Source organism: Alkalibacterium sp. m-11 (assembly GCF_054658155.1).
Map to the genome: position 1 here is coordinate 1 of NZ_BAAGIR010000133.1, position 5,158 is coordinate 5,158.

The 5,158-nt window shown below is 40.9% G+C and carries 5 protein-coding genes; all 5 read left to right on the top strand.

Annotated features, from left to right (window positions below; all coding sequences use genetic code 11):
• The first annotated feature begins 150 nt into the window (after positions 1 to 150).
• From ACYQ2O_RS10355 to ACYQ2O_RS10375, 5 genes are read left to right on the top strand one after another with little or no spacing between them, the layout of a single operon-like run.
• Positions 151 to 1,815 (top strand): propanediol/glycerol family dehydratase large subunit, encoded by a 1,665-nt coding sequence (locus ACYQ2O_RS10355; RefSeq protein WP_459770825.1) that lies wholly within the window; start codon positions 151 to 153, stop codon positions 1,813 to 1,815.
• Between the two features lie 27 nt (positions 1,816 to 1,842).
• Positions 1,843 to 2,385 carry a propanediol/glycerol family dehydratase medium subunit gene (locus ACYQ2O_RS10360; RefSeq protein WP_459770827.1) on the top strand — a complete coding sequence of 181 codons (543 nt, stop codon included), beginning with the start codon at positions 1,843 to 1,845 and terminating at the stop codon, positions 2,383 to 2,385.
• A gap of 16 nt (positions 2,386 to 2,401) precedes the next feature.
• Positions 2,402 to 2,830 carry a diol dehydratase small subunit gene (locus ACYQ2O_RS10365; RefSeq protein WP_459770829.1) on the top strand — a complete coding sequence of 143 codons (429 nt, stop codon included), beginning with the start codon at positions 2,402 to 2,404 and terminating at the stop codon, positions 2,828 to 2,830.
• Positions 2,831 to 2,855: 25 nt separating this feature from the next.
• A complete protein-coding gene (locus ACYQ2O_RS10370) occupies positions 2,856 to 4,676 on the top strand; it encodes a diol dehydratase reactivase subunit alpha (protein WP_459796561.1) in 1,821 nt (606 codons plus the stop codon).
• A complete protein-coding gene (locus ACYQ2O_RS10375; RefSeq protein ID WP_459770831.1) occupies positions 4,660 to 5,031 on the top strand; it encodes a glycerol dehydratase reactivase beta/small subunit family protein in 372 nt (123 codons plus the stop codon). Before ACYQ2O_RS10370 ends, ACYQ2O_RS10375 begins: the two co-directional genes overlap by 17 nt.
• Positions 5,032 to 5,158: the final 127 nt, after the last annotated feature.

Genomic DNA, 5,158 nt, shown 5'->3' on the forward strand with positions numbered 1-5,158 from the left:
GTTTGTTTTTAGTGAACTTCATTTTATCAGATTAAGGGGGGAAGAGGTGCCTTTTTGTATTTTAATTGATAGAGCAACGATAGTTGCATTAAAACAACACGAAAAAACAAAAAAATTGGTAATTACTGCTGTTTACGAGGAGGAAATAATATGAAATCCAAAAGATTTGAAGCACTAAGTAAAAGAGCAGTTAATAAAGATGGGTTTATTGGAGAGTGGGCAGATGAAGGGCTGATAGCAATGGACAGTCCCAATGATCCTAAACCGAGTATAAAAGTTGAAAATAACAGTGTGGTGGAACTTGACGGCAAAAAAAGAGCAGATTTTGATATGATTGATCAATTTATTGCTGACTATGCCATTCAGTTGGATAATGCTGAAGAAGTTATGAATATGGACTCCACTGAACTGGCAAAAAAGCTTGTCGACATTAATGTTGACCGTCAGTCGATTGTCGAACTGACAACAGCTATGACACCAGCAAAGATTGTAGAAGTCGTCGGTACTATGAATGTAGTGGAAATGATGATGGCACTTCAGAAAATGCGTGCACGAAAAACACCATCCAATCAGTGTCACGTTACTAATTTAAAAGATAATATAGTGCAGATTGCAGCGGATGCAGCAGAAGCAGCCATTCGTGGCTTTGACGAGCAGGAAACAACAGTGGGAATTGCTAGATATGCGCCTTTTAATGCATTGGGAATACTTGTTGGTGCCCAAGTGGGAAGAGGAGGAGTACTGACACAGTGCGCTGTTGAGGAAGCAACGGAATTAGAATTAGGTATGAGAGGCTTTACCAGCTATGCTGAAACGGTATCAGTATATGGAACAGAGGCTGTATTTACCGATGGAGATGATACCCCTTGGTCTAAAGCATTTTTAGCCTCCGCCTATGCATCCAGAGGTTTAAAAATACGGTTCACATCAGGTACCGGCTCTGAAGCATTGATGGGATACACAGAAGGGAAATCCATGTTGTATCTTGAAACAAGATGTATTTATATTACAAAAGGGGCAGGGGTTCAAGGTCTTCAAAATGGCTCAGTAAGCTGTATTGGAATGACTGGGGCTGTTCCTTCAGGTATTCGAGCTGTACTAGCTGAGAATTTAATTGCCATGATGCTAGATATCGAATGTGCTTCGGCCAATGATCAGACCTTTTCCCATTCAGATATTCGGAGAACGGCTAGAACATTGATGCAAATGCTGCCGGGAACCGATTTTATTTTCTCAGGATACAGTGCAGTTCCCAATTACGATAATATGTTTGCCGGATCTAATTTCGATGCAGAGGATTTTGATGACTACAATATTTTACAAAGAGATTTGATGGTGGACGGCGGCTTAAGACCAGTGACCGAAGAAGAAACGGTTGCAGTAAGAAATAAAGCAGCGCGGGCCATTCAGGCTGTGTTTTCTGAGTTGGATCTGCCTCCAATTACTGATGAAGAGGTGGAAGCAGCAACGTACGCGCATGGAAGCAAAGATATGCCGGACCGTAATGTTGTAGAAGATTTGAAAGCAGCAGAAGAGATGATGAGTAAGGGACTGACTGGAATTGACGTTGTTCAGGCACTGAGTCGGGGCGGCTTTGATGATGTTGCCGAAAACTTGCTCAATATGCTTAAACAAAGAATATCAGGAGATTACTTGCATACTTCAGCTATCATTGACAAAGACTTTAAAGTAATAAGTGCGGTCAATGATATAAACGACTACAAAGGACCGGGAACAGGATACCGAATAAGTGAAGAAAGATGGAATCAGATAAAGAACATTCCTAATGCAGTTAAACCGGAAGACATTGACTGATAAAAGCTGAAAGTGGAGGGAAAGCTTATGATTAAGTTGAGTGAGAAAGGCAAGGCAGTAAAAGGCACACGAGAAGATGAAGTAGTTATTGGTCTGGGACCTGCATTCTTGAAGCATCAAACTAAAAGTATTGTCGATGTTCCTCATGACGAGATTTTAGTGGAAATGATGGCAGGGATAGAAGAAGAGGGCTTGCATCCGCGTGTTGTTCGTGTAACGAAAACATCAGATGTGTCCTTCATATCACTTGAAGCAGCTAAGCTTAGTGGTTCAGGTATCGGCATCGGCATTCAGTCAAAAGGGACAACGGTTATTCACCAGCAGGATTTACAGCCGTTGAATAATCTGGAGATTTTTTCGCAGGCGCCTTTGCTGAACCTCGAAACCTATAGAATGATTGGAAAAAATGCTGCAAAATATGCAAAAGAAGAATCACCTAATCCTGTTCCAACTAAAAATGATCAAATGGCTAGACCGAAATTTCAAGCCAAGGCAGCACTGCTGCATATTAAAGAAACAAAGCATGTTGTTGAAGGAGAAAAATCTACAGAACTGGACGTTACGTTTTAAGAATAGGAGTGACAAAATGGTCAATAGAAAGTTAAGTGCAGAAAAAGATTATCCTTTGTCAGAAAAAAGACCGGATTTGCTGAAAGCACCTACAGGAAAAACATTAAATGACATTACTTTGGAAAAGGTAATGAATGGTCAAGTGAAGCCAGAAGATGTCAGAATTTCACCAGAAACACTGGAACTTCAGGCACAGATTTCTGATGCGGATGACCGAAAAGCTATTTCCCGAAATTTTAGAAGAGCTGCCGAACTTATTGCAATTCCGGATGACAGGCTGCTGGAAATATATAATGCCTTAAGACCTTTTCGTTCAACGAGCGAAGAGTTAATTGCTATAGCAGAAGAGCTTGAAGAAAAGTATGATGCAGTGATTAATGGCGCATTTATCAGAGAAGCTGTAGAGGTATACAAAAAGAGGAATAAATTGAAAACAGAAGAATAGTGTTAGTGAATGTAGGAGGAAGTAAATGGAAATCATCGCAGGGATAGATATAGGGAATGCAACCACTGAAGTGGCGCTCGCTCAAATTGAAGACTCCGGGACTCTTACCTTTCTGGCCAGTGGAATTGTTTCGACAACAGGCATCAAAGGGACAAAGGAAAACATTAAAGGTGTTCATAAATCACTGGATAAAGCACTGGAGAAAGCCGGGATAGATAAAACGAGTCTGGACTTAATTAGAGTGAACGAAGCGGCGCCCGTTATCGGTGATGTTGCCATGGAAACCATTACTGAAACGATAATAACCGAATCTACAATGATTGGCCATAATCCTTCTACTCCGGGAGGAAATGGCATAGGTGTGGGCGAAACACAAGTTATAGAAGAGCTTCCTCATTTATCTGGAGATCAGCCGATCATTGTTGTTGTCGGTAAGGATACCAATTTTCTGGCTGCATCAAAGCACATTAACGATGCTGTCGAACGCGGCATTAAGGTAGTGGGCGCCATCCTGCAAAACGATGATGGTGTCCTGATCAACAATAGGCTGAACAATAATATTCCAATTATTGATGAAGTAGAATTAATTGAAAAAGTGCCGTTGAAAATGAAGGCAGCAATTGAGGTGGCTCCTCCTGGTGGTGTCGTTGAGTCCTTATCAAATCCTTATGGTATAGCAACAGTATTTAATTTAACTTCTGAAGAAACAAAGCAAATTGTTCCTGTATCAAGAGCACTGATTGGTAACCGCTCTGCAGTGGTGATAAAGACACCAGAAGGCGATGTCAAAGAAAAGAAAATTCCAGCCGGCCAAATTATTTTCAAAGGTGATCGAGGCGAAAAAGCAGTTGATGTTGAAGCAGGTGCTGAAGATATCATGAAAGCTGCAGCCTATCATCAAGTTATTGACGATATAAAAGGTGAAGCAGGTACAAACGCAGGAGGCATGCTCGAACGTGTCAGGCAGGTTATGTCAGAGTTGACCAGACAGTCCCTTGACAGCATAAGAATACAAGATTTGCTGGCAGTAGATACCTTAATTCCACAAAAAGTTACAGGTGGAATAGCAAAGGAATTTTCTCTAGAAAATGCTGTAGGCATTGCGGCAATGGTAAAAGCGGACAAACTGCAGATGGAAAAAATCGCAGACCAGTTAATTGACGACACAGAGGTTAAGGTTGAAGTAGGTGGAGTGGAAGCTGATATGGCTATTGGTGGAGCGCTGACTACACCAGGGACAGATAAACCACTGGCTATTTTAGATATGGGAGCAGGCTCAACGGATGCATCTATAATTAATCAGAATCATGTGATTAACTCAACTCATTTAGCTGGAGCAGGGAATATGGTAACGATGCTGATTAATTCAGAAATGGGACTGGAGAGCTTTGATTTAGCAGAAGATATTAAAAAATACCCTTTGGCCAAAGTTGAAAGTTTATTTCATCTTAGACACGAAGATGGTACCGTTGAATTTTTTGAAAAGCCTGTTGATCCTAAATTATTTGCGCGAACAATCATTATAAAAGAGGGTGAAATGATTCCACTTCAAATCAATCTCTCTCTTGAGAAAATAAAAACAATCCGAAGAGAAGCAAAGAAGAAAGTGTTCGTAACTAATTCTATACGCGCTTTGAAATCAGTGTCTCCAACCGGACATATCAGGACAATTGATTTTGTCGTATTGGTAGGCGGTTCATCTCTTGATTTTGAAATTCCGCAACTCGTCACAGACGCTCTAGCCGAATATGGTGTGGTGGCAGGCAGGGGGAATATTCGAGGGATTGAAGGCCCAAGAAATGCAGTCGCTACAGGATTAATATTAGACTATGCGAAAAATAGGTGAGTGGATGGAGAGTAAGATAAATAGAATCAGTATATATATATATGGCGCATTATCAACAGATGATTTAGGAGAAGTCAACAACATACTCTGGGGAATTGAAGAGGAAGGTATTCCCTATAGTATAAAAAAAGAAACACACTCTGAGGCAGTTAAATTAGGTTTTTTGGCCTCTCAGGATTCAAGTCTAGGGATAGGCATTGGCATTGGCTCCGATCAGACGGTAGCCATTCATCATAGTAAATTAAAAGAAGGAGAGCCACTTCTGACAGGACAGCTCGATGATAAGCCGGAAACGTTAAGATTGCTGGGAGGAAATGCTGCCCGACTGGTAAAAAAAAGTGTGCTTAAAGTATGATTGGAACTGTCAAATTTTTTATGAAAACTAAAAATTAAAGGTGGTGAAGGCCCACTGACTATACCAATCGGAGCCGCATTTGCCCTTGACAAACACTTGAATGGTTTCAGTTAAGGTCACAAGGGTG